This is a genomic window from Pseudomonas saliphila, assembly GCF_008638345.1.
In the GTDB taxonomy this organism is placed as follows: Bacteria; Pseudomonadota; Gammaproteobacteria; order Pseudomonadales; family Pseudomonadaceae; genus Halopseudomonas; species Halopseudomonas saliphila.
In genome coordinates this window covers 96,911-121,614 of sequence record NZ_VTVA01000013.1, presented here as the reverse complement: position 1 = coordinate 121,614, position 24,704 = coordinate 96,911, and the positions used below count along the sequence as shown (strand labels likewise).

Below are 24,704 nucleotides of genomic sequence, written 5' to 3'. Positions count from 1 at the left end.
ATGAATAGCAAACCCGCATTGCGCGTGGGGATTGGCGGCCCGGTCGGTTCGGGCAAGACCGCATTGGTCAGCACGCTGTGCGAGCACCTGTATCCCCACTACAACCTGGCAGTCATCACCAACGACATCTATACCCGTGAAGATGCCGATTTCCTGTTGCGCAATCACGCGCTGCCGGCTGATCGCATTCTTGGCGTAGAAACCGGCGGCTGCCCGCACACCGCCATCCGCGAGGATGCATCGATGAACCTCGCCGCGGTTGCCGAATTGCAGGATCGCTTTCCGGGGGTGGAACTGATTCTGGTCGAAAGCGGCGGCGACAACCTCGCCGCGACCTTCAGCCCGGAACTGTCAGACCTGACGCTCTACGTCATCGACGTCTCTGCCGGCGACAAGATCCCGCGCAAGGGCGGCCCCGGCATCACCCGTTCGGACCTGCTGATCATCAACAAGACCGACCTGGCGCCACTGGTTGGCGCTGACCTCGGCGTCATGGATCGCGATGCGAAGAAGATGCGCGGCGAGCGGCCCTTCGTGTTTTCCAATCTGAAAAGTGGCGCCGGTGTCGACGACATCATCGCCTTCATTGTTCGCGAGGGCATGCTGCGCCCCTTGCCCGTACCTGCCGCAGAAGGAGTCTGACCATGGGTCACCTGATAAGCCGTACCTTCACTCTGACCGCCCTGATTGCCCTGCCGACACTGGCCCAGGCTCACCCCGGGCACGCCGATCTCGGTGGACTGGCAGCAGGTCTTGGGCATCCCGTTGGTGGTCTTGACCATCTGCTCGCCATGGTCGCGGTCGGCCTCTGGGCGGCGCAGTTGGGCGGCCGGGCACGCTGGCTGCTGCCGGTGTTATTCCTGACCTTCATGCTTGCCGGCGCGGGCCTGGGCATGGTCGGGATCGCGGTCCCTGGCGTTGAGCAGGGCATTGTCGGCTCGGTACTGGCGCTCGGGCTTCTGCTGCTCTGGGCCAAGCGTGTGCCGCTGCTGCCCGGTGCGGTACTGGTATCAGGATTTGCGGTGATGCACGGCGTGGCGCATGGCGGGGAGATGCCGCCCGGCGCCGAAATGACGCTGTATATGCTCGGCTTTGCACTGAGCACTGCAGTCCTGCATCTCGTCGGTGCCGGACTGGGTAACTGGCGCTCCACGCTGCCGTCCCGGGTGATCGGCGCGGCCATCGCCCTGGCTGGTGTAGGTCTGGCGCTGAGCTGATAGGCGTCGTTACGGCTGGCGGCTGCTGAGGATATGCAGCAGACCGCCACACTCCACCATCGGATCCTCGCAATTGATGATGATATCCGAGCGGGCCAGAATGTAGCCCTTGCCGGTGATGGTGTTCTCCACCAGCTGATGCTCGCCGGCCCGATTCACGCCGGTAAATTCACCGATAAAGCCGGTATCGCGCAGTGAAACGGTTTCCAGCCGATCACCCGGTTTAATACTGCCTTCATAGTGCATCAGCGCCAGGCGCGCCGAGGTACCGGTGCCGGTAGGGCTGCGGCAAATCACTCCCGGGTGCACATAGGTGGCAGAGCGTGACCGGTAGAAAGTGTCGGACAGCTGCTCCACCGGTCCCATGTAATGCAGAAACGGCAGCGGCCCCACCTCGCCCAGGGTGTAATGCGAAAAGCCCCGTTCGGCTTGCAGGGCATCGACAATCGCATGGGCGCAGGCAGCCAGCTCCAGTTCCTCTTCGCGCACCAGGGAAAACCCCAGATCCGGGGCGTCGACCAGCGCATAGAAGCCGCCACTGTAGGCCACGCTGTAGGTCACATCGCCAATCGCCGGCACGTGAATAGTGTTCCGGTAGCTGTGAATATAGGTCGGCAGGCCTTCGCAGGTGATAGCTTCCACCACGCCGTCCTGCACCACCGCATCGATATGCACCTGACCCGCTGCCGACTCCATGATGAAGTGCTGCCGCCCTTCGCGCTTTTGCACCATGCCGCATTCCAGAGCGGCGGTGGCGGTGCAGATGGTGTTGGAGCCCGAGTAGATGGGATAGCCCATCACCTCCATGACGATATAACCGAGCGCGGCCGCCGGATCGTTGGTCGGCACGATGAGATCCACCGACATTTCGGGGATGCCGTAGGGCTCGGTCAGCAGCAAACGGCGTAGGCCGTCCGCCTCGCTGCTCAGATACTGCATCTGCTGCCGAACTGTGTCGCCAGGCAAAGGACCGATGCCGCCAATCACAATCCGGCTCACATCACCGCCGGCATGGGTATCGATCAGTTTCAGCGAAAGCTCCTCTTTCATCAGTCCGCCCTCAGCGCGAAGCGCGCGCCGTGCTGTGCCCATTCCGCGTCAGGGACGATGACGATCTTGCCGAGAAAATTGCTCGAGCGATTGACGAAGAACCGCTCCGCCGCATGCAGCTCGGACAGCTTGAAGGCGCCATAGAGTACCGGCCGCAACAGACCGGAGCGGATCCAGGCAATCAATTGCTCGGCCTCTTCCCGCGTACCGTGTGACACCCCGAATATCTGCACCTGATACAGATAGATGCGTGTCCACATGATCTCGCTGACATTGTCGCCACTGGCCCCGGCAATGCTCAGTCGCGGATAGGTCGTGCGGCGGGTCATATCAAAGATCATGGTGTCGATGAAGCGATTGGTCATCTCGCCGCCGACCAGATCCATCACCGCGTCGATCGGCTTGCCGCCCGTGGCCTCACGCACGGTGTCAGTGAAATGGCCCATATCGGAGCGATCGAACACCGCTTCGGCGCCAAGCGCACGCAGCGCTTCGGCCTTGTCCCGTTGACTCAGCGCATAGGGTATCGCACCCAGAATGCGGCAAAGTTGAATCAGCGCGGTGCCCACGCCCCCGCTGGCGCCGCTGACCAATACCCGCTCGCCGGCCTGCACCCTGGCCACGGTAAGCAAATGCAGTGCCGTCTGGTAGGAACACATGCCCATCGCCGCGAGCTCGGCGTCGGCGAGTTCAGGATTGGAAATGTGGTGAAATTGCGTCGAGGGTACGGCGATGTATTCGGCGAAGCCGCCGTTGGCGCCATGCCCGTAGTAGTCCGGCGTCAGGTTGATATCCCGCCGTTCATCGGCATACAGGTTGAAATCCAGCAGCCCCCGTTCACCGATCCGCTCCGGCTCCACGCCATCACCGACCGCCACCACAGTGCCCACCACGTCGGCGCCCTGAATGCGGGGGAAGGTCAAGGTGGGCGCTCCGGCGATCTGGAATGAGGTCATTTCAGCCTTGTCCCGCGTCGGATACAGCCCCTCGCGCGCCTTGCGATCGGTATTGTTCTTCGCCGTAGCCGTGACCTTGACCAGCACCTCGCCGGGTTTGGGCTGCGGGACCGGGATATCCTGGCGGTATTCCAGCTTGTCCAGGCCACCGTGCCCGGTGAGGATCATTGCCGACATGCTTTGTGGAAGGGGTATCGGAGCTATGGCTGACATGCGGGGCCCTCGCAGAAAAGAGTACCTCGAATCACCTTAGCAGAAGCTCGCCTGCCAGCTAGTAGCCGGTCATCTCAAGATAGCCCGCCCCCGCATGGCTCCCGCTGAAACGAATGGGGCCTTCCCAGTACGGGATCGTAGTGCCCATCCAGGCCTGATCGTTCAGCGGCTCAGTGGTCACGTCGAAATCCCTGCCAGGTACTTTGAGACGCCAACGGGTAGGCACGTCGCGCCCTGCGACCGCGGTCTCGCCGAGCGGCTCCAGCTCTATCGCGTCAGGAGCCAATGGCTGCGTTTCGCCATCTGGCTGAATCCAGGTGCCTGAGTAATAGTGACCGCCACCGGTGCTGCGCAGACGAAACAGCATCAGCTTCTCGCCACCCTCCAGATGCAGGGAAAACCAGTCCCAGCCCTGCTGGTTGGCAGCCAGCGGCTGGCTGCTCCATTCGCGGTCCAGCCAGGCTTGTCCGCTGACTGTATGCCGCTCGCCTTCCCATTCAATGGCGCCCTCGACGCTGAAAAATGGCTGGCTGTAGTAATAGGACGCCTGATCGCCCTCGGATTTGCGGCTATAGCCCTGTTCACCCTGGGGCACGACGGGTCGGTCCGCGGTCAGATTGAGTTGATACCGGTAATCCTCCCCGGCTGCCTTCACCGACAGCGCGCTGAAACTGTCTTGCCCTTGAGTGTCTCCGGCCTGCGCGAGGGACCAGTCATCTATCCAGGCTTCGAAGGGCTCTACCCGCACGCCCGCCTGCCCCACACCGCCCCGCGCCAGCCGATCAGCATATTTATGGCCATCAGCGTGGATAACCGCGGAATGCCCCAGCCAGACCTGCGCACTGTTCCAGCCGGCCTCGGCCCCCTGCGGCGTCTGCGGTTGCAGCGCCTGGCGGAACAAGGTCCATTGCGCGCCCCATTCCCGGCCGTCTTCATCGGTCAGATTGGCGGTGACGTACCACCATTCGATGCGAAAGTCCGGGTGGGCGCCATGATCCGCGGGAAATTCAAAACGACGATCCGGCGTAACCTGCGTGAAACCCTCCGCCTGCTCACCAAGCCCAGCAAATCCCGCATCCGCTGGTGGCTGCTCAGGGTCGCAACCGGCCAATCCCAGCATCGTCAGCAGCATGAACAGGCCAGAGAGTCTATGCATCATGGGCAAACTGCCTCAGCAACTGAGTGGGGCCGACTCGCACGATGCGCCACACCGGGCTGATGCTGGCCAGCAATACGGCCAGCAAGGCAAAGCCTGCCAGGGTCAACCATTGGTAGGGAAACCAGTGCCAGGGCAGCCGCCAGCCGAATGCCTGAACGTTGACCACCTCGACCAGACACCAGGCCAACGCCAGCCCGACCGGAATCGCCAGCGCGCAGGTCAGGGTGGCCAGCATGAGCATCTGCGCCAGACTCAGCCAGGCCAGGCGGGACGGCCGTAAGCCCATCGACCATAACGGCGCCAGCTGGCTGAGTCTGGCATCGGCAAGGCTGAGCAGACTGGTAAAGAGCGCCACCGCCGCCACCCCGAGCGTCAGGGTATTGAGCGCTGCGGTGGCGGCAAAGGTTTGCTCGAATACCTGCTGCGAATAGCGTTTCAGCGCCGCTTGATCGATCAGACTGAAACCGCCCAGCTCGAAGTTATCCTGCAGACCGGCGACCAGTTCACTGATCGCCTCATCATCAACAAGCAGGCCGATACTGCTCACCTCCAGACCGGGCCAGCGCTGGTTGAGCTGCTCGGCCGACACCAGCAACTGGCCCTTGGGATTCCCGTAATCGGCGTAGCGTCCCAGCACGGGTAGCGTCCAGATGCCGCTGGGCGTTTCCACCTCAATCGCATCGCCCAATTCAATCTCGAGCCGGTAGGCCAGCTGTTCGCTGACTACCGCGCCTCGCCCCTGGGCCAGCTGCTCCCAGGCCCCCGGGGCTGCCTCAAGCAACGGCCAGCGCTGCGCATAGAGCGGATGATCGATAACGCCGCTGACTTCTGTTGGCCAATCTCCGACCCGACTCTGTACCTGCCAACTGGGCAACTGGGCCTGCACGCTCGGTTGCCGGCTTAACCATTGCTCGATGCTGTCTGCCTGAGCCTGGGATTCGGGCCGCAGATAGAGATCGGCGGCCAGACGCTGATCCAGCCAGTCAGTGAAGGTCAGGCGAAAGCCTTCGGTCATGCTGCCTACGCCAATGTTCGCCGCCAGCGCCAGCAACAGGGCCATCAGCGCCAGACTCAGACCCGACAGCTGCTGCTGACTGTCGGCCCAGAACCAATGCCCGAGCGGGCTGCGCGCGAGCTTTCTACCGCTGCGCAACAGCAGGCTCAGCATCAGCGGCAACAGCCAGGCGGCACCGAGCAGCAAACAACCAAGCAGCATGAAACCCGCAACCAAGCCCTCACCGAGATAGATCAGGACGCCGGCGACCAACAATAACAGCACGCCCATGATCGCCAGCCGTTTGATGCTGCGCGCCTGGGCGTCGCGCCAAGCCTGCGGGCGCGCCCAGGCCAGGACTGGCAGGCGCATGGCTTTCAATACACTGCTGCCGCCAGCCAGCAAGGTGCCCGCGAGGCTCATTGCCAAGCCGGCCAGCCACCACTGCGAATCGAGCACCAGTTGGCCGGCCACCTGGGCGCCATATAAACCACGCAGACTGGCGGCCAGATCACCGACCAGCAAGGAGGCCAGCGCAAAACCGCTGAGCACGCCAAGGCTCCCGCCAACCAGGGCCAGCACCAGCAGCTCCAGCAACAGAGCGCACACCACCAGACGCAAGCTGGTGCCGCAGGCACGTAGCGTTTGCAGCAGACCGCGGCGTTGCTCCATAGCCAGCCCCGCCGCGGCATGCACGATGAACAGCCCGACGATAAAAGCCAGCAGACCCAACGCCGTCAGGTTCATATGGAAACTGTCGGTCAGGCGCTGCAGATCCCCTTCCCCACGTACATCCCAGCGCAACGCTACCTGCTCCGGCAAGGCCGGCTGATCCGCGGCGAACGCACTGTCCACCAGCAACTGACTGAGCCTGCCGGGTTCATCCAGTACCCGTTGCGCGACGCCGATATCGACCAGCAACATACCCGGCGGCACCGATTCGACAGTCTGCAGCGGGGGCAGCGCCTGCCCATTGGCCAACTCAGCGGTATCGCCGCTGGCCAGCCCCAGTTCAGCCAACGTGTCCGGGGCGATCCAGGTTCGCCCCGGCGGAACCAGAAAACCAGCGAGGTCTACCTGCTGCATCGCGCCTACCAGACTACCCTGCGTCGGCAGGCTCAGCGGTTCGATGCCCGTCAACTGCAGACGCCTGCCCGCCGGCCCATCGGGCAGGGCCAAGGTAACGCTGCCCTGCAGGATCGGCGACACCGGCCAGCCAGCGCGACGCAGGGTGATGAAGTATTGCTGATCAAACCCCTGATTGCCGGGACTGACCAGCACGCTCTGGTTGTCCTCCCCGAACAGGCTGGCCGCGCGATCATAGCTATCACCGGCCTGCTCGTTGAGCGCCTGAACGCCCGTCCACAACGCCGTCGCGAGCCACAAGCCCACCAGCAAACAGATGCCCTGCAGAGGATGGCGTCGCCAGTGACTCAGCAGGGTTCGCAGCACCCAGCCCAGGCGGTGAATCATGGGCGACTGTCGCCAATGATGTGGCCAGCCGACAGCGTGACCTGCCGATCCAGGCGCGCCGCCAGCCGGGCACTGTGCGTCACCATCAACAAACTGGACTGGGCTTCGCGCACCAGTTCCAGCAGCAGGGTCATCACCTCGTCAGCCGTGTGCTCATCCAGGTTACCGGTCGGCTCGTCCGCCAGAATCAGCGGCGGCCGTACTGCCAACGCGCGGCCGACGGCGACCCGCTGCTGCTGCCCGCCGGACAATTGCTCTGGATACCGGCCAAGCAGTAAAGACAACCCCAGGCGGTCAGCAAGAAAGGCCAGCCAGGCTGCATCTTCGCGCCCAGCCAGACGCGCCTGGAACGCCAGATTGTCAGCCACCCTTAACGAAGGGATGAGGTTGAACTGCTGGAAAATAACCGCGACCTGATCACGCCGATAGGCAGCGCGCGCCGCTTCGCCGAGCCCGGTCAGCGACGAGCCGGCAACCTTGATCTCGCCACTGTCCGCCTGATCCAACCCGGCCACCAGATGCAACAGGGTACTCTTGCCACTGCCCGATTCGCCCATCAGCGCCAGCGTATGGCCGGCCTCCAGGCGCAGATCAACCCCGTTAAGAACCTGCAGCCAGCCCTGCGGACTTGGATAGCGCTTGGTTAATGCCTTGACGTCAAGCATCCGCAGACATCCCGAATGGCATAGGCCAATGCACAGGTCGCACGTCGAGAAAAGGGTAAGAGAAAATGAGGTATGAATTCATGCGTGCAGTATAGGACTGCCAGACCGAGCGGTGCATTCAGAACGTCGAAACGGCCAGCACTCGAGCGTAGATTCAAAGCGGCATCGAAGGTTTCATGGGCCAGAAAAAGAAAAACCCCGCCGAAGCGAGGTTTTATAGAACTTGGTTGTGATCATTATCCTTAACGATCATGCCATCCGGGCGTTACCACTGGTCATCTTCCTGACGACACGCCATCCTGGCTCTATCCTTGACCATCGTCCTTAACAAAGCGTCATCTTGACACTGTCCTTGATCGCCATCCTGCGATCTTTGCCATCCTGGCTCTGTCCCTGTTCACCATCCCTGACGCAGTATCGTCCCGACACTGTCCCGGATCACTTCCTGCGATCCCGCCTTCCTGGCTATATCCCTGATCATCATCCTTAATCCAGCATCATCCTGACACTGTTCTTAACCGCTATCCTGCGATCTTGCCATCCTGGCACTATCCCTGATAAGTCTTCCCTGGTACCACTCCCTGATCCCTGTTGATCTCTTGCGCTTCCTTGCTTGCTCCTAGCGAGACCGATAGTACGCAGGGCCATGGTTGCCGCAAATAGTCCTTTACCACCACGCCGTGTAAGCAAACACTTACACGGCCGTGAACACCCGACCGTGCCTCAGAATTGGTCTGCATCCAGTTCGTACAAGGGCTCGCTGCCGGCGCGGACAGAGGCGCTCAACGACTGCACCCGTGGCAACAAGCGCTTGAAGAAGAACCGCGCGGTGCCGAGCTTGGCTTTATAAAACCCGTCGGCGTCCTGCTCCAGGCGTGCCTGGGCAACCCTGGCCATTTTTGCCCACATGTAGGCATAAGCGGTGTAGCCAAACACGTGCAGGTACTCAACCGATGCGGCGCCAACTTCATTCGGATTGATGCGGCTGCGCTCGATGACCTGTGCGGTCAGCTCTTCGAGGTTGGTCAAGGCGTCTGCCAAGGGCTGAATGAATTCAGCCAGCGCCTGATCCTGGTTTTCACCGATGAAAGTCTTCACCTCGTCTGCGAAGACCTTGAAGAACGCGCCGCCGTTAGCGACGGTCTTGCGACCCATCAGATCCAGCGCCTGGATGCCGTTGGTGCCTTCGTAAATCTGCGAGATGCGCACGTCACGCACCAGCTGCTCCTGGCCCCATTCGCGCACATAGCCATGTCCGCCGAAAACCTGCTGGCCATGGATGCAGTTCTCCAGACCGATATCCGTGAAGAACGCCTTGGCGATCGGCGTCAGCAACGCCACCAGATCCTCACCCTTCTTGCGGATGTCCGCATCGTCAGCAAACTTGCTGGTGTCCAGCTGGGAACCGACGTAGGTGGAGAAGGCGCGGCTGCCTTCGGTCATGGCTTTCATGGTCAGCAGCATGCGGCGTACATCCGGATGCACGATGATCGGATCAGCCGCCTTGTCAGGCTGGACGGCGCCGGTGGGCGCGCGGCTCTGAATGCGATCACGGGCGTAGGCAACAGCGCTCTGATAGGACGCTTCCGAGCAACCGATGCCCTGAATACCGATGGACAGGCGCTCATAGTTCATCATGGTGAACATCGCGTTGAGGCCCTTGTTGATTTCACCAACCAGATACCCTTCCGCGCCATCGAAATTCATCACACAGGTGGCCGAGGCCTTGATGCCCATCTTGTGTTCAATCGAACCACAGCTGACCGCATTGCGCTCGCCCAGACTGCCGTCTGCGTTGACCAGAAACTTCGGCACCACGAACAGGGAGATACCCTTGGGCCCCGCAGGTGCATCAGGTAGCTTGGCCAGCACCAGGTGAATGATGTTCTCGGTCAGATCGTGTTCACCGCCGGTGATGAAGATCTTGGTGCCGGTGATCGCGTAGCTGCCGTTCTCGTTCGGCACGGCGCGCGTGCGAATGATGCCCAGATCCGTGCCGCAGTGCGGCTCGGTCAGACACATGGTGCCGGACCAGGTGCCGGCATACATATTCGGCAGGTACGTTTGCTTGAGCTCCTCGCTGCCATGGGCATCCAATGCCAGGCAACTCCCAGCGGTCAGCGCCGGATACAGCGCGAAACTGTTGTTCGCGCCATAGACCATTTCCTCAACCTGCACGCCCAGCGTCTTCGGCATGCCCAGTCCACCGAACTCGGGATTACCCGCAAAGCCGACCCAGCCGCCTTCGGAATAGGTGCGATAGGCCTCTTTGAAACCAGTAGGCGTTGTCACCTCACCGTTATTCCACTGAGCACCCTCTTCGTCCCCGCTACGGTTCAGCGGCGCGATAGTCTGCGACGTGATCTTGCCAGCCTCTTCCAACATCGCATCGGCTGTCTCGGCATCAATGGTGTCCGCCAGTCCAGGCAGGCTCTGCCAGAGCTTGTCGGCCTCGAATACTTCATTGAGGACAAAACGGATATCGCGCAGGGGGGCTTTATAATCGGCCATGGAAACTCCTATAGCAGTCGGATCGCCCGGGCCATCCCGGAATATGCGGGGGATTGTAGCGCGACAACGAAAAGACCGATACCGTCTTTAAATGACTTCCGACCAAAGTCTGGTCACGAAATTAGCGCGCGGACTTGCTGATCGGCACAACGCTATAGTTCGTGCGGTCTAAGGATCGAGAGACTGAGCTGACTGCGATCTTTGAGGCGTCCTTTGGACGCCGTCGCGCCGAGGGCGACCCTCCTACGAAAAGCGATGAGCGGCGTATATTTGGGTGAGGCCGTAGCGAACCCTACGCAGCGCGGAAGTCCGTCTAGTCTGCGGGCCTGGCAGCTGACGCAAGTGTCGAAAACAGGGATGTTTTCGTCAAGCCCCCAGGGATGGGTTCACGGCGTCTTGCGGCAGTTGCCGGGCGCGCGGGCTTGGGCGCCCATCTACCACCGGACCTGTACAGCGTTTGGAGGCTGGCCGCCGGGCTAGCCTGTGCACATTCAATCTGGGGCGTCCTGTGGACGCCGTCGGGCCGAGGGCGACCGTCCCACGAAAAGCGGTCTGCGATCTGGCGGCGATCTGAAACAACAAAGCCCCGAACCAGTCGGGGCTTTGTGTTTCAGCTGCCTGGTTAGAACTGCTCGGCAGGCATCTTCATCAGCGTGTCTGCGCCAGCTTCAAGTGCCGCCAGGTGCGCCTGGGCACGTGGCAGCAAGCGCTTGAAGTAGAACTCCTGAGTGGCCAGTTTGGCCTGGTAGAAATCAGACTCATCGGTACCTGCCTCCAGTTTCGCCTGCGCCGCAACCGCCATCTTCAACCAGACAAAGGCCAGGGTGACGTACCCGGAGAACATCAGGAAATCCGTCGACGACGCACCCACCTCCTCGCGGTTCTGCATCGCGCGCATGGCAACCTGTTGAGTCAGCTCGCCCCACTGCTTGTTCAGCTCACTCAGCTTATTCACATACTCGCCGAGGGTCGCGTGGCCTTCCTGCTGCTGACACAACTGATGTACCTGTTTGGTAAATACCCGCAACAGCTTGCCCTGACTCATCAACACTTTGCGGCCCAACAGATCCAAAGCCTGGATACCGTTAGTACCTTCATAGATAGGGGCAATACGGCAGTCACGCATCTGCTGCTCCTGGCCCCATTCGCGGATGTAGCCATGACCACCAAACACCTGCATACCATGACTGGTCACTTCCAGACCGGTATCGGTCATGAATGCTTTGCAGATCGGCGTCAGGAAGGCCAACTGGTCTTCGGCATCGGTCTTCGCTGCTTCGTCCTTGGAGTAATGCGCCTGATCCAGCAGCTGCGCCGCGTAATAGGCCAGCGCCCGGTTGCCCTCGTTGAAGGCTTTCATGGTGAACAACATGCGGCGCACATCCGGATGCACAATGATCGGATCCGCCGGCTTGTCGGGTGCCGCTGCGCCGGACAACGAACGCATCTGCAGACGGTCCTTCGCATAGGCAACCGCGCTCTGGTAGGACGCCTCACCGTGGCAGAGTCCCTGCATGCCAGTGCCCAGACGCGCATGATTCATCATGGTGAACATGCAGTTGAGACCACGATTGGCCTCACCAATCAGGAAGCCGGTCGCACCATCGAAGTTCATCACGCAGGTAGCCGAGGCCTTGATGCCCATCTTGTGCTCGATCGAGCCGCACTTCAGCGCATTACGCTCGCCCTTCTCACCGCTGGCATCGGGCAGGAACTTGGGAACGATAAACAGCGAGATACCCTTGGTACCGGCTGGCGCGTCGGGCAGCTTGGCCAACACCAGATGGACGATATTCTCAGCCAGGTCATGCTCACCACAGGAAATGAAAATCTTGGTGCCGGTGATCTGATAGCTGCCATCAGCCTGCGGTACTGCGCGGGTCTTGGTCAGCCCCAGATCGGTACCGCAATGCGGCTCGGTCAGGCACATGGTGCCGGTCCAGTCACCGGGGGTCAGTTTGCTCAGATAGGTGTCCTTCTGCTCCTGACTACCGTGTGCGCGGATCGCCGCAGCGCAGCCGTGGCTCAGGCCGGGATACATGCTCCAGGCATAGTTGGCCGAAGCGACCATCTCGCTGATAACCAACCCCAGCGAGAATGGCAGACCCTGCCCGCCGTATTCTGTCGGCCCGGTCATCGAACCCCAGCCGTTATCGACGTACTGCCGATAGGCCTCTTTGAAGCCCTGCGGCGTGGTCACCACGCCGTCATCGTAGTGGCAGCCTTCCTCGTCCCCGGTGCGGTTGAGTGGTGCAAGCACCTCACCGGCAAAACGCGCGCCTTCTTCCATGATCGCGCTGACCAGATCCGGCGAGGCATCGGTCAGACCGTAGGCTTCGTAACTGGCGCCGAAATCGAACACCTCGTCAATCAGGAAGCGCATATCACGTAGGGGGGCTTTGTACTCTGGCATAGCATTGTCTCCACTAAATCAGCCGGGCCATCCTGACTGAACGATTATTCATACGAGCGTTTGAACAGTACGGACCGCCATCAGCCAGGTCAAGAAACCCGCCGGTCCATTAGCCAGCCTGATGCAGCCCCATAATTCCAAGCCGACGATTTATTCGATTATGGAATAACAAAATCCTTTTTCGGCCTTGGACAGCTTAAGCGAACCCTCTTACTGTGTCGGACCGGGTTTCATGGCGAAGCCCCGAACGGTGTTGAATGGGTAATTGATGAGCTGGGACTCCCTGCCGATGATTGGCGTCGCCGCCCTGCTGTGCTGGGTGTTCTACGCCTTCGCTCGCGAAAAATTCAGCCCTGACGTGGTGGCAGGTATCGCCGTTGGTGTGCTGCTGGTCAGCACCTTGCTGACCCCGGCTGAGGTACTCGGCGTGCTGTCGAACAGCGCCCCGATAACCATCGCCTGCATGTTCGTGTTGTCCGCCGCCCTTGAGCGTACCGGTTGCGTCGAGTCCCTCGGCCGCTGGCTGGCGCGTATGGGTGGCGGCAGCCCGCTGCGTACGCTGTTCAGCCTGATGTTGACCGGCATGGTGCTCTCGACTTTCATCAACAACACCCCTGTCGTAGCGATTCTGACCCCCGTAGCGGTCACGCTCGCCGCCCAGGTCGGCACCAAGGCCTCCAAGCTGCTGATTCCCTTGTCGTACGCCACTATTCTTGGCGGCACCATGACCATGATCGGCACCTCCACCAATATTCTGGTTGACGGCGTAGCGCGCCAGAACGGCCTTGAGCCCTTTGGTATGTTCGACATATTCCTGCCCGGGCTGATCATGGCGGTCATCGGCGTGACCTTCATCATGCTCATCGGCCACCGGCTGCTGCCTGACCGCGAGAGCCTGTCGAAACAACTGCGGCCCGATCAGAGCCGCCCATTCATGACCGAACTGCTGGTGCCCCACGATTCAGCCGTGATCAACCAGAGCATCGCCGAAGCCAATCTCAACGGTGAGAGCGGCATCCAGGTACTGAAGATCTTCCGCGGCGATGAGGAACTCTCCACACCGGTTAATACCACGGTGCTGGCGGCCGGTGACCGCCTGGTGCTGCACGCCAACATGCGCGATTTCATCGAGCTCCGGGAAAACGGCCTGCTGACCTTCAACCGCAACCAGGCGGCTAATTTCGAAACCATCTCGACCCGCGACGTGACCCTGGCCGAGGCCATTGTCGGCAGGAGCTCGCGCTACAGCCATCGGCCCATGCGCGATCTGAACCTGACCGCGCGCTATGGCATTCACGTACTGGCGGTGCACCGGCAGGCCGAGAATATCCAGGAAAACCTGGACGACTTTCAGCTGCAGTTCGGCGACGTCATGCTGGTGGAAGGCTCGCCCGCGCAGATCCGCAAGTTCGCCGACAACGGCGACCTGATCAGCCTGAATACCGTGCAGGAGCGCGCCTACCGCCGGAACAAGGCGCCCATCGCCATTGCCGCCGTTGTGGCGGTAATGCTGCTTGCGGCACTTAATGTGATGCCCATTGAAGGCCTGGCGATAATTGCTGCGGTCACGGTCGTCGCCACCGGCTGCCTGGATACCGAAGATGCCTACAAGGCGATCGACTGGCGCATTCTCGCGCTGATCTTCGGCATGCTCGCGATCAGTATCGCGATGAACAAGGTGGGATTGGTCGACAGCCTGGTCAGCCAGGTCATCACCCTGGCGCCGCTGCTCGGGCCACTGTTCATGCTCTCCTTCGTGTACCTGCTGACCTCGATACTCACCGAGCTGGTCAGTAACAATGCCGTTGCAGTGCTGCTGACGCCCATTGCCATCGGTGTTGCTCAGCAGCTGGGCGCAGATCCTCGCCCCTTTGTTGTCGCCGTTATGTTCGCGGCCAGCGCCAGCTTTGCCACCCCGATCGGCTACCAGACCAACACCTTCGTTTATAGCGCCGGCGGCTACCGGTTTACTGACTTCATGCGCATCGGCATACCGCTGAATCTGATCATGTGGATTACCGCTACGCTGGTCATACCCTGGGTATGGCCATTGTTTCCGGGGGAAGGCTGAAGCTGGAAGGTAGGGATTTGTGGTTTGGATTTGAGTTAGCCGGCGCGGGTTGGCCGCGCCGGCTCAGGGCTCAGGGCTCAGGGCTCAGGCTGCGGCGGCGAGGGCCTGCTCGAGATCGGCCAGGATGTCATCGATATGCTCGATACCGATCGATAGGCGCACCATGTCGCGCGGCACACCGGCCTTTTCCAGCTCTTCATCGTTCAGCTGGCGGTGAGTGGTAGAGGCCGGGTGACAGGCCAGCGACTTGGCATCACCGATGTTCACCAGACGCACGACCAGCTTCAGCGCATCGATAAAGCGTCCACCTGCTTCCTGGCCGCCCTTGATGCCAAAGGACAGGATACCGGCGGGAATGCCGCCCATGTAACGCTGGGCCAGTTCATGTTCAGGATGATCCGGCAGGCCCGCGAACTGCACCCATTCGACCTGCGGATGCTTCTTCAGATACTCGGCTACCCGTAGTGCATTCTCGCAATGGCGTTCCATACGCAGCGCCAGCGTTTCCAGACCCTGCAGAATCTGAAAGGCATTCATCGGCGACAGCGCCGCGCCCATATTGCGTAGCGGCACCACGCGGCAGCGGCCGATAAAGGCCGCGGGACCGAAGGCTTCGGTATACACCACGCCGTGATAGGACGGGTCCGGGGTATTGAGCATCGGGAAGCGCTCGGCATTCTCCGCCCAGGGGAAGCGACCGCCATCAACCACCATGCCGCCCACCGTGGTGCCGTGGCCGCCAATGTACTTGGTCAGCGAGTGCACGACGATATCCGCCCCGTGTTCAATCGGGCGACACAGCGCCGGGGTCGCCACGGTGTTGTCGACAATCAACGGTACGCCATGGCGGTGCGCGGCTTCGGCCAGGGCCGCGATATCAATGATGTTGCCCGCGGGGTTGCCGATGGATTCGCAAAAGACCGCCTTGGTGCGGTCGTCGATCAGCGCTTCCAGCGCAGCGATATCATTGTGCGCACCGAAACGCACTTCTATCCCCTGTCGCGGAAAGGTATGGGCAAACAGGTTATAGGTACCGCCGTAGAGCTTGGCGACCGAGACTATGTTGTCGCCGACTTCAGCAACCGTCTGAATTGCAGCGGTGATTGCCGCCATACCAGACGCCAGCGCTAGACCACCCACGCCGCCTTCCAATGCTGCAACGCGCTGCTCAAGCACGTCGTTGGTCGGGTTCATGATCCGCGTATAGATGTTGCCGGGCACCTTCAGGTCGAACAGATCAGCACCATGCTGAGTGCTATCGAAGGCGTACGATGTAGTTTGATAGATAGGCACAGCCACGGCCTTGGTCGTCGGGTCAGGGCTGTAGCCGGCGTGGATCGCCAGAGTCTCGAGCTTCATTATTGTGTCCTTCCGTTGAGAAATGGGGAGCTATGCAGCATGCGCAAACCACCGCATTCGATCAAGTATCGCTGCAGGAACCATAAACGGAAATACAACCAGGAAATTTGTGACCATCGAGAAAGGCCGATCAGCCAGCTAACGGGCTGAACGGTGAGGTGTGCACCGGTTAAGGTCTAGGCTTCGAGGTGCTCGTGCAAGGCGACGAATTGCTGGGTGAGCTTGTGTCGGCTGTCCAGGTAGATGAGCGGCATGCATTCCTCATGGGATTCGCGCATGCGCACCGAACTGGGCAGATACACCGGAATCATTGGCAATCCCTCGGCAACCAGTTCATCAATCATCTGTTGCGGCAAGGATGCCCGCGCCTGGAACTGGTTTACGACTACGCCCTCCACCTGGAGATCCTCGTTATGCTCCTCGCGAAAATCCTCCAGCTCCGCCAGCAGACCATACAACGCCTTGCGTGAAAAACTGTCGCAATCAAAGGGAATCAGGCAACGGTCAGCAGCAATCAGCGCCGAGACGGTGAAAAAATTGAAGCTCGGCGCCGTATCGATATAGATACGTTCGTAATTGTGCTTCAACTCGTTCAGCAGCTTGCGCAGCTTCTTGATCTTGTAGCGCGACTCAAGCTTGTGCTGCAGCTCGGACAGGTCCGCGTGGGCCGCCATCAACCACAGATTCTCGAACGGCGTTTCGCTCACATACTGCTCGGCTTTCTTGGTCGCGGCGCCGGACTCGAGTGTCTGAGCGAAAAAGTCCGCCAAGGTCACATCCAGCTGCCCCAGTCGATCACCAAGCAGATAATGGCTGGAGTTGGCCTGCGGATCGAGATCGACCACCAGCGTCTTGAATCCGGCAGCGGCACTGACCGCTGCCAGATTACAGGCGATACTCGACTTGCCTACCCCACCCTTCTGGTTGAATACCACGCGCCGCATATCGCCTCCTGAACGGAAATACTGTCAGGCTACGATAGCAGACGGGTCGTGGTAGGCGGCGGAGAGTTCGTGAACCGCTTCAATAAACGCGCCAGCGTGGGCCGGATCCACTTCAGGGGTAATGCCATGCCCAAGGTTGAAGACATGCCCTGAACCTTTACCATAACTGGCCAGAATCCGACCCACCTCGGCGCGGATGGCCTCGGGCTTGGCGTAGAGGACCGTCGGATCCATATTGCCCTGCAAGGCAACCCGGGACCCTACACGCGAACGTGCCACGCCCATATCAATGGTCCAGTCCAGACCCAGCGCGTCGGCACCGCTGTCAGCAATGCTTTCCAGCCACAGACCGCCATTCTTGGTGAACAGAATCACCGGCACCCTGCGTCCTTCGTGCTCACGAATAAGTCCGGCGACGATCTTGCGCATATAGGCCAGGGAAAACTTCTGGTAGGCATCGGCAGACAGGTTGCCGCCCCAGGTATCGAAAATCTGCACCGCCTGAGCACCCGCCAATATCTGACCGTTCAGATAGGAGATGACCGAGTCAGCCAGCTTGTCGAGCAACATGTGCATGGCTTCCGGCTGGTCATACAGCATCGCCTTGCTCTTGCGGAAATCCTTGGACGAGCCACCCTCGACCATATAAGTGGCCAGCGTCCAGGGGCTGCCGGAAAAACCGATCAGCGGCACGCGGCCGTTAAGCTCGCTACGAATGGTACGCACCGCGTTCATCACGTAACCAAGGTCCTGCTCCGGATCAGGCACTTTCAGCGCATCGATATCAGCGGGCGTATCGATCCGCTTACGGAATTTTGGACCTTCACCTGTCTCGAAATACAGACCAAGCCCCATGGCGTCAGGAATGGTCAGAATGTCGGAAAACAGGATAGCCGCGTCCAGAGGATAGCGTTCCAGCGGCTGCAGGGTGACTTCGCAGGCCATCTCCGGATTGGTGCAAAGCCCCATGAAGTCCCCAGCGCGGGTGCGTGATGCCCGATACTCGGGCAGGTAACGCCCAGCCTGGCGCATCATCCATACCGGGGTTACGTCGACAGGCTGGCGCATCAGGGCGCGCAGGAAACGATCATTCTTCAGTTCATACATGGGAAGGTCCAATAGCGGGATCAGCGGCCATTGTACCGATAAAACGGGAGGAAAATCAGAGCCTGGTCGACCCGGCGGGGAAAGCGCAGTGCTGGGAGCAGAAAGGCGCCCGCAGGCGCCCTCCTGTGTGCTTACAGTTCCAGGTACTCAAGGATGCCTTCAGCTGCCTGACGCCCTTCCCACACGGCGGTCACCACCAGATCCGAACCGCGCACCATGTCCCCGCCAGCGAACACCTTGGGGTTGCTGGTCTGGAACTTGTAACGCGCCATTTCCGGGGCCTGTACCCGGCCTTGGCCGTCGGTTTCGATCTGGAAATCGCTGAACCAGGCCGCCGGGCTTGGACGGAAGCCAAAGGCGATCACCACGGCATCGGCCGGCAGTACTTCTTCCGAGCCGGGGATCGGCTCCGGACTGCGGCGTCCACGGGCATCCGGCTCGCCGAGACGGGTTTCAACCACCTTGACGCCCTCGACCCGGTCTTCCCCGACGATGGCGATTGGCTGACGATTGAACAGGAATTTCACCCCCTCATCCTTGGCGTTCTTCACTTCCTTGCGCGAGCCGGGCATGTTCTCTTCGTCACGACGGTAGGCGCAATGCACCGACTTGGCGCCCTGGCGAATCGAGGTACGGTTACAGTCCATCGCGGTATCACCGCCGCCGAGCACGACCACCCTCTTGCGCTTCATGTCGATGAAGTCGTCTGCAGATTTTTCGAAACCCAGATTGCGGTTGACGTTCGCCACCAGAAAATCCAACGCGTCGTACACGCCGGGCAGGTCTTCACCCGGGAAACCACCCTTCATATAGGTGTAGGTACCCATGCCCATGAACACCGCATCGTATTCGGCGAGCAGGTCCTGCATGGCCACATCCTTGCCAACTTCAGTATTCAGCCGGAACTCGATGCCCATGCCGCCGAACACCTCACGGCGACGCGACAGGACGGTCTTCTCCAGCTTGAATTCCGGAATACCAAAGGTCAGCAAACCGCCGATTTCCGGGTTGCGATCGAATACCACCGCTGTGACACCCGCACGCGCCAGCACATCGGCACAGCCCAGCCCAGCCGGGCCCGCGCCGATGATGGCAACCCGCTTACCGGTGGGCACGACCTGCGACATATCCGGGCGCCAGCCCATGGCAAAGGCCGTATCGGCGATGTATTTTTCCACCGAACCAATGGTCACCGCGCCAAAGCCATCATTAAGCGTACAGGCGCCTTCACACAGACGATCCTGAGGGCAGACGCGACCGCAGACTTCCGGCAGGGTATTGGTCTTGTGGACCATTTCTGCGGCTTCCAAAATATTGCCTTCGGACACCAGCTTCAGCCAATTGGGGATGTAGTTGTGTACCGGGCACTTCCACTCGCAGTACGGATTGCCGCACTCAAGACAGCGGTGCGACTGGTCAGACGCCTCCTCCGGCTTGAACTGTTCGTTGATCTCCACGAACTGCGTCTTGCGCGCCCGCAGGGGCCGCTTCTTAGGGTCTGCGCGACCCACGTCTATGAACTGAAAATCGTTGTTCAAACGGTCAACCATATAAATCACCTCGCAGCCGCGCTGCTGAAATCTCTGTCGCCGATGCGCTCAAGCGAGCACATCGGCAGGGCAGTTGGGATTACTGAACGCTACTGAGGGTTAGCCACAGTGGTCGTCAGCAGGGCGCGCAAGTTCGCGGCCTTCGGTTTGACCAGCCAGAAGCGGCGGATGTAGTTATCCAGATCATCCAGAACCTCCGCCCCCCAGGCACTGTTGGTCTCGCTCACGTATTCGGTCAGCACCTGGGTCAGATGGCTGCGGTAGGCCTCCATCGACTCGTTGGTGATCCGCCGCAATTCAACCAGTTCGTGGTTCAGTTTGTCGAAGAAGCTGTTGTCCATATCCAGCACATAGGCCAGCCCCCCGGTCATGCCAGCTCCGAAGTTATACCCGGTCTGGCCGAGTACGCAGATCATGCCGCCGGTCATATATTCGCAGCAGTGATCGCCCGCGCCTTCGATGACCGCATGGCTACCCGAATTACGGACTGCGAAACGCTCGCCGGCCACGCCTGCGGCAAACAGCTTGCCGCCGGTTGCTCCGTACAAACAGGTATTGCCGATAATCGAGGTCTGCTCGGAGCGGAACGGACTGCCCGCTGGCGGCACTATGACCAGCTTGCCGCCGGTCATGCCCTTGCCGACGTAATCGTTTGCGTCGCCTTGCAGATACATTTGCAAACCGCCGGCATTCCACACGCCAAAGCTTTGTCCGGCGGTGCCCTTGAAACGGAACACCAATGGGTTACTGGCCATGCCCTGATTGCCATGCAGCTTGGCAATTTCGCCGGACACCCGGGCCCCGATCGAGCGATCGCAGTTGGTCAGCGTCATCTCGAACTCGCCACCAGTGGCGCCATCAATCGCGGCGCGAGCCAGCTCGACCATTTTTTCGGCGGTCAGGCCTTTGTCGAACGGCGGGTTACGCGGCACCTGGCAATATTGCGGCTTGTCTGCAGCGACGTGCTCGCTGAACAGCAAGGGTCTGAGATCCAGATTCTGCTGCTTACCGGTGGCACCCGGCAGAATTTCCAGCAGATCGGTGCGCCCGATCAGTTCCTGCAGGGTACTCACGCCCAGCTTGGCCAACCATTCACGGGTTTCGGTGGCAACGTAGGTGAAGTAGTTCATCACCATCTCCACGGTACCGATGTAATGATTGTCACGCAGATGGCGGTTCTGGGTAGCAATACCGGTCGCGCAGTTGTTCAGATGGCAGATCCGCAGGTATTTGCAGCCCAGGGCAATCATGGGGCCAGTGCCGAAGCCAAAGCTCTCCGCGCCGAGAATGGCTGCCTTGATCACATCCAGACCGGTCTTCAGACCGCCGTCGGTTTGCACGCGCACCTTGCCGCGCAGGTCATTGCCACGCAGGGTCTGGTGCGCCTCGGACAGGCCCAGCTCCCAGGGCGAACCGGCATAACGGATGGACGTCAATGGCGAGGCGCCCGTGCCGCCGTCGTAACCGGAAATGGTGATCAGGTCCGCGTAGGCCTTGGCCACACCCGCAGCGATGGTGCCAACGCCGGGCTCTGATACCAGCTTGACCGATACCAGCGCAGCCGGGTTGACCTGCTTGAGATCGAAAATCAGCTGTGCCAGATCCTCGATCGAGTAGATGTCATGGTGCGGCGGCGGTGAAATCAGCGTCACGCCCGGCACCGCATAGCGCAGACGCGCAATCAGTTCGTTGACCTTGCCGCCGGGCAGCTGACCGCCCTCACCGGGTTTTGCGCCCTGGGCAACCTTGATCTGCAGCACATCGGCATTGACCAGGTACTCGGCCGTGACGCCAAAGCGCCCCGATGCGATCTGCTTGATCTTGGAGCTGCGCTCGGTGCCATAGCGAGCCGGGTCTTCCCCGCCCTCACCGGAGTTGGAACGCGCGCCGAGCCGGTTCATCGCTTCGGCGATAGCTTCATGGGCTTCGGGCGATAGGGCTCCCAGGGAGATACCCGCTGAATCGAAGCGTTTGAAGATAGACTCCAGCGGCTCCACCTGATCCAGCGAAATCGGCGTCTGATCGTCACGCAACTTCAGTAGGTCCCGCAGAGCCGCCACCGGACGCTCGTTAACCAGCGCAGCGTATTCCAGATACTTGTCATAGCTATCGCCCTGCACCGCATCCTGCAATGCGCGGACGACGTCGGGATTGTAAGCGTGGTACTCGCCGCCAAAGACGAACTTCAGCAATCCGCCCTGCTGGATACCCTTGCGCGGATTCCAGGCTTCCTTGGCCAACAAGGCCTGTTCCAGCTGAATGTCTTCGAAACGGGCACCCTGAATACGGCTGACAACACCCCTGAAGCACAGGTCGACTACTTCATCGGCCAGACCCACTGCCTCAAATAACTGAGCGCCGCGATAGGAGGCCACGGTGGAGATACCCATCTTCGACAGGATCTTCATCAGGCCTTTTGCAATGCCCTTGCGGTAATTCTTGAACAGCTCGTAAAGATCGCCAATTACTTCGCCGGTGCGGATCAGGTCACCCAGCACTTCATAGGCCAGGTAGGGGTAGATCGCGCTCGCGCCGAAGCCAACCAGCACGGCGTAATGGTGCGGATCGCGGACGGTGGCGGTTTCCACCAGGATATTGCAATCGCAACGCAGCCCCTGGGCGATCAAGTGGTGGTGTACCGCGCCGACGGCCAACGCTGCATGGATCGGCAGCTTGCCCTGGCCTATGTCGCGGTCGCTCAGAATCAACAGCGTAATGCCTGCGCGTACCGCTGCTTCAGCCTCCAGCGCAATGCGTTTGACCGCTTCGCCCAGTGGCATCTCGGCGGGCACGTTGAGGTCGATGGTGATCCGGTCAAAGCCCGGACGATCCATGGTCATCAGGGTCCGCCACTTGGCAGGCGACATCACCGGGGTACTCAGGATTACCCGGTCGGCGTGGTCGGCGGTTTCTTCAAAAACGTTACGCTCGGCGCCGAGGCAGGTCTCCAGTGACATGACCACCGACTCGCGCAGCGGGTCGATTGGCGGGTTGGTCACCTGGGCGAACTGCTGGCGGAAGTAGTCATATACCGGGCGCACACGACTTGAGAGCACGGCCATAGGCGTGTCATCACCCATGGAGCCGACCGCCTCCTGACCATTCTCGGCCAGCGGCCGCAACACCTGGTCCCGCTCCTCGAAGGTCACCTGGAACATTTTCATGTACTGCTTGAGCGGCTCCGGCTCAAGAAATTCGGAACCATGGTCACGGTCATCCATGGTCGCCCGAACGCGCACGGCTTTCTCTTTGAGCCATTTACGGTAAGGGTGCCGCGACTTCAAGCGTCCTTCGATATCGTCGGTATGCAGCACCTCCCCAGTATGCGTATCCACGGCGAGGATCTGTCCCGGTCCGACCCGCCCCTTACTCACGACATCCTCAGGCTGGTAATTCCATACACCAATTTCCGAGGCGAGGGTGATGTAGCCGTTGCGGGTCACTACATAACGCGCTGGACGCAGACCATTACGGTCAAGCAGACACACGGCGTAACGCCCTTCGGTCAAGACGATACCTGCCGGTCCGTCCCAGGCTTCCATGTGCATGGAATTGAATTCGTAGAAGGCGCGCAGATCCGCGTCCATGGTTTCGATGTTCTGCCATGCAGGCGGAACCACCATGCGAATGGCACGAAACAGATCCATACCGCCGGTAACCAGCAGCTCCAGCATGTTATCCATGCTCGAAGAGTCCGAGCCTTGCACGTTCACCAGCGGCGCCAGGCTATCCAGATCCGGCAGCAGTTCGTTGACGAACTTGTTGCGTCGCGCGTGGGCCCAGTTGCGGTTGGCCGTGATGGTATTGATCTCGCCGTTGTGGGCGATGAGTCGGAACGGCTGGGCCAACGGCCATTTCGGTAACGTGTTGGTAGAGAAGCGCTGATGGAACACGCTGATCGCGGTCTCCATACGACTGTCCGCCAGCTCCGGATAGAACCGATCGAGATCGGCCGGCATCATCAGGCCTTTGTAGGAGATGACCTTGTGCGACAGGCTGCAGACGTAAAACTCGTCATCGGCCTGCATGGCGATCTCGGCCTTGCGCCGCGCATAGAACAGGCGGGTTCCGAATTGATGCTCGTCCAGCCCCTCGCCGGAAACGAAGACCTGCTCGATCCGCGGCATGCAGCTCAGCGCCAGCGGTCCGAGCACGTCTGGATCTACCGGCACTTCACGCCAACCCAGCGACTCCAGACCCTGATCATTGAACGCATCGGCGAAGGCCTGCTTGGCGGCTTCGGTCGCAGCGGGTGACGCGCCCATAAACACCATGCCCACGGCGTAGTGCTCAGGCAGCGTGACGCCAAGCGACTCCTGGGCGACAGCACGCAGAAAACCGTCTGGCTTCTGAATCAACAAGCCACAACCATCACCGGTCTTGCCGTCGGCATTGATACCGCCCCGGTGCGTCATGCAGGTAAGGGCCTCGATGGCCGTTTTCAGCAAGTGATGACTGGGCTGCCCTTCCATATGGGCAATCAAACCGAAACCACAGTTATCCTTGAACTGGTCTGGCTGATATAGACCGGCTTTCATAGGCACACTCTCAAAATGTAATGAATTCAGACGCTTACTGAAACCGGACAGACGCGGACCGGACTGCGCCACTCAAAATGGGAAGGTGATTGTACACAGCACCGTATATGGCGACAATAATTCAGTGCCGCAAAAGCGACTATAAATGTCGTAAAAAGAGAAGATTTTCAAAACGCGGGAGTTCGCGCTGACGTGTCAGGCGCTGATAGACGCGGAATGCCGGTTGGTTATCTTCTCCGCCCGCACGTTCGCAAGGCCAAAGCGCCCGGCCTTAGGCCGCGACAAATTCCCGATTCTCGCAATTCAGTATAGAGCGAATGGCAGGTGAGGCGGTGTGATTAAACTTGCGGGACAGGCAACCCCAGCAGGCCCGCTGAGGGCGGGCACTGTTGTGCGAATTTCCTCCCAAGCGGCATCATTCGCAAAGAATGATGCTCACCCCGGAACGAACCTCTGTGGCGGGCCGCAGGGCGATAATCTCATT

15 protein-coding genes are annotated in these 24,704 nt (G+C 60.4%); 3 read left to right on the top strand and 12 right to left on the bottom strand.

The annotated features are described in order from the left end of the window. Both ureG and FHK95_RS14400 read left to right on the top strand, forming a co-directional pair. Complete coding sequence (ureG, locus tag FHK95_RS14405) at positions 1 to 642, top strand: urease accessory protein UreG (RefSeq protein WP_150305325.1); 642 nt, start codon at positions 1 to 3, stop codon at positions 640 to 642. 2 nt (positions 643 to 644) lie between these two features. After that, positions 645 to 1,217 (top strand): HupE/UreJ family protein, encoded by a 573-nt coding sequence (locus FHK95_RS14400; RefSeq protein WP_150305324.1) that lies wholly within the window; start codon positions 645 to 647, stop codon positions 1,215 to 1,217. Between the two features lie 9 nt (positions 1,218 to 1,226). On the opposite strand, the gene FHK95_RS14395 is transcribed toward FHK95_RS14400, so the two are convergent. The 7 genes from FHK95_RS14395 to FHK95_RS14365 all read right to left on the bottom strand — a co-directional run bounded on the left by FHK95_RS14395 (position 1,227) and on the right by FHK95_RS14365 (position 12,651). Then, the gene (locus tag FHK95_RS14395) at positions 1,227 to 2,267 is read right to left on the bottom strand and encodes a proline racemase family protein (protein ID WP_150305323.1); all 1,041 of its coding nucleotides are present in this window, start codon (positions 2,265 to 2,267) and stop codon (positions 1,227 to 1,229) included. Beyond that, positions 2,267 to 3,436 carry a zinc-binding dehydrogenase gene (locus FHK95_RS14390; protein ID WP_206668583.1) on the bottom strand — a complete coding sequence of 390 codons (1,170 nt, stop codon included), beginning with the start codon at positions 3,434 to 3,436 and terminating at the stop codon, positions 2,267 to 2,269. Before FHK95_RS14390 ends, FHK95_RS14395 begins: the two co-directional genes overlap by 1 nt. Before the next feature lie 58 nt (positions 3,437 to 3,494). Continuing rightward, complete coding sequence (locus FHK95_RS14385) at positions 3,495 to 4,595, bottom strand: lipocalin-like domain-containing protein (RefSeq protein WP_408003625.1); 1,101 nt, start codon at positions 4,593 to 4,595, stop codon at positions 3,495 to 3,497. Beyond that, positions 4,585 to 7,062, bottom strand: a complete 2,478-nt coding sequence (locus tag FHK95_RS14380) for an ABC transporter permease (RefSeq protein WP_150305322.1) — start codon at positions 7,060 to 7,062, stop codon at positions 4,585 to 4,587. The genes FHK95_RS14385 and FHK95_RS14380 overlap by 11 nt, the downstream gene beginning before the upstream one ends. Next, positions 7,059 to 7,727, bottom strand: coding sequence for an ABC transporter ATP-binding protein (locus tag FHK95_RS14375; protein ID WP_150305321.1), 669 nt, complete (start codon positions 7,725 to 7,727; stop codon positions 7,059 to 7,061). Before FHK95_RS14375 ends, FHK95_RS14380 begins: the two co-directional genes overlap by 4 nt. 723 nt (positions 7,728 to 8,450) lie before the next feature. Further along, a complete protein-coding gene (locus tag FHK95_RS14370; RefSeq protein ID WP_150305320.1) occupies positions 8,451 to 10,238 on the bottom strand; it encodes an acyl-CoA dehydrogenase C-terminal domain-containing protein in 1,788 nt (595 codons plus the stop codon). Positions 10,239 to 10,860: 622 nt separating this feature from the next. Continuing rightward, entirely contained in the window at positions 10,861 to 12,651 is a 1,791-nt protein-coding gene (locus tag FHK95_RS14365) for an acyl-CoA dehydrogenase C-terminal domain-containing protein (RefSeq protein WP_150305319.1), read from the bottom strand. 268 nt (positions 12,652 to 12,919) lie between these two features. Between FHK95_RS14365 and FHK95_RS14360 the strand changes: the two genes are divergently transcribed. Beyond that, positions 12,920 to 14,722, top strand: coding sequence for an SLC13 family permease (locus tag FHK95_RS14360; protein ID WP_150305318.1), 1,803 nt, complete (start codon positions 12,920 to 12,922; stop codon positions 14,720 to 14,722). Positions 14,723 to 14,806: 84 nt separating this feature from the next. On the opposite strand, the gene FHK95_RS14355 is transcribed toward FHK95_RS14360, so the two are convergent. From FHK95_RS14355 to gltB, 5 genes are all read right to left on the bottom strand, one after another. Continuing rightward, positions 14,807 to 16,081, bottom strand: coding sequence for a bifunctional O-acetylhomoserine aminocarboxypropyltransferase/cysteine synthase (locus tag FHK95_RS14355; RefSeq protein ID WP_150305317.1), 1,275 nt, complete (start codon positions 16,079 to 16,081; stop codon positions 14,807 to 14,809). A gap of 176 nt (positions 16,082 to 16,257) precedes the next feature. Then, the gene (locus tag FHK95_RS14350; protein WP_150305316.1) at positions 16,258 to 17,025 is read right to left on the bottom strand and encodes a ParA family protein; all 768 of its coding nucleotides are present in this window, start codon (positions 17,023 to 17,025) and stop codon (positions 16,258 to 16,260) included. Positions 17,026 to 17,049: 24 nt separating this feature from the next. Continuing rightward, the gene (hemE, locus tag FHK95_RS14345; protein ID WP_150305315.1) at positions 17,050 to 18,132 is read right to left on the bottom strand and encodes a uroporphyrinogen decarboxylase; all 1,083 of its coding nucleotides are present in this window, start codon (positions 18,130 to 18,132) and stop codon (positions 17,050 to 17,052) included. Positions 18,133 to 18,263: 131 nt separating this feature from the next. Next, positions 18,264 to 19,682 (bottom strand): FAD-dependent oxidoreductase, encoded by a 1,419-nt coding sequence (locus FHK95_RS14340; protein WP_150305314.1) that lies wholly within the window; start codon positions 19,680 to 19,682, stop codon positions 18,264 to 18,266. Positions 19,683 to 19,771: 89 nt separating this feature from the next. After that, a complete protein-coding gene (gene gltB, locus FHK95_RS14335) occupies positions 19,772 to 24,220 on the bottom strand; it encodes a glutamate synthase large subunit (protein ID WP_150305313.1) in 4,449 nt (1,482 codons plus the stop codon). Between the last annotated feature and the right edge of the window lie 484 nt (positions 24,221 to 24,704).

What these genes read in the sequence shown, in the direction of transcription:
- hemE (WP_150305315.1), bottom strand. Translation starts at nt 18,132, where the DNA reads ATGTATGAACTGAAGAATGATCGTTTCCTGCGCGCCCTGATGCGCCAG.
- FHK95_RS14385 (WP_408003625.1), bottom strand. Translation starts at nt 4,595, where the DNA reads ATGATGCATAGACTCTCTGGCCTGTTCATGCTGCTGACGATGCTGGGA.
- ureG (WP_150305325.1), top strand. Translation starts at nt 1, where the DNA reads ATGAATAGCAAACCCGCATTGCGCGTGGGGATTGGCGGCCCGGTCGGT.
- FHK95_RS14390 (WP_206668583.1), bottom strand. Translation starts at nt 3,436, where the DNA reads ATGTCAGCCATAGCTCCGATACCCCTTCCACAAAGCATGTCGGCAATG.
- FHK95_RS14355 (WP_150305317.1), bottom strand. Translation starts at nt 16,081, where the DNA reads ATGAAGCTCGAGACTCTGGCGATCCACGCCGGCTACAGCCCTGACCCG.
- FHK95_RS14340 (WP_150305314.1), bottom strand. Translation starts at nt 19,682, where the DNA reads ATGGTTGACCGTTTGAACAACGATTTTCAGTTCATAGACGTGGGTCGC.
- FHK95_RS14400 (WP_150305324.1), top strand. Translation starts at nt 645, where the DNA reads ATGGGTCACCTGATAAGCCGTACCTTCACTCTGACCGCCCTGATTGCC.
- FHK95_RS14375 (WP_150305321.1), bottom strand. Translation starts at nt 7,727, where the DNA reads ATGCTTGACGTCAAGGCATTAACCAAGCGCTATCCAAGTCCGCAGGGC.
- FHK95_RS14370 (WP_150305320.1), bottom strand. Translation starts at nt 10,238, where the DNA reads ATGGCCGATTATAAAGCCCCCCTGCGCGATATCCGTTTTGTCCTCAAT.
- FHK95_RS14380 (WP_150305322.1), bottom strand. Translation starts at nt 7,062, where the DNA reads ATGATTCACCGCCTGGGCTGGGTGCTGCGAACCCTGCTGAGTCACTGG.
- FHK95_RS14350 (WP_150305316.1), bottom strand. Translation starts at nt 17,025, where the DNA reads ATGCGGCGCGTGGTATTCAACCAGAAGGGTGGGGTAGGCAAGTCGAGT.
- gltB (WP_150305313.1), bottom strand. Translation starts at nt 24,220, where the DNA reads ATGAAAGCCGGTCTATATCAGCCAGACCAGTTCAAGGATAACTGTGGT.
- FHK95_RS14365 (WP_150305319.1), bottom strand. Translation starts at nt 12,651, where the DNA reads ATGCCAGAGTACAAAGCCCCCCTACGTGATATGCGCTTCCTGATTGAC.
- FHK95_RS14360 (WP_150305318.1), top strand. Translation starts at nt 12,920, where the DNA reads ATGAGCTGGGACTCCCTGCCGATGATTGGCGTCGCCGCCCTGCTGTGC.
- FHK95_RS14395 (WP_150305323.1), bottom strand. Translation starts at nt 2,267, where the DNA reads ATGAAAGAGGAGCTTTCGCTGAAACTGATCGATACCCATGCCGGCGGT.